This window comes from Pseudomonas sp. PME37.24/025 (assembly GCF_055556615.1).
In genome coordinates this window covers 1-273 of record NZ_JBVHNK010000172.1, presented here as the reverse complement: position 1 = coordinate 273, position 273 = coordinate 1, and the positions used below count along the sequence as shown (strand labels likewise).

General features: G+C 66.3%; 1 protein-coding gene. It reads right to left on the bottom strand.

What is annotated here, in order from left to right; translation table 11 throughout:
* Positions 1–273 (bottom strand): EAL domain-containing protein (locus tag ACZ3HH_RS29950; protein ID WP_465810196.1); only part of this gene is annotated, 273 nt, incomplete at both ends.

Here is a 273-nt window from a genome sequence, read left to right as displayed (position 1 = left end):
GCGCAGAGACGTTGACCGCGATCCGCACCGGTCCGAGGGCTGCCTCGCCCCAGCGCCGACAATCCTCCGCCGCCCTGCGCAGCACCCATTCACCGACGGCGACGATCATTCCGGAGGATTCGAGGACCGGCAGGAAGCGACCCGGCAGCGTGAGTCCGGACTCGGGATGATTCCAGCGCAACAGCGCCTCCACCCCGTCGATACGACCCGTCTCGATGTTGATTTGCGGCTGATAGTGCAGCACGAACTGCTGCTCATCGAGAGCGCCCCGGA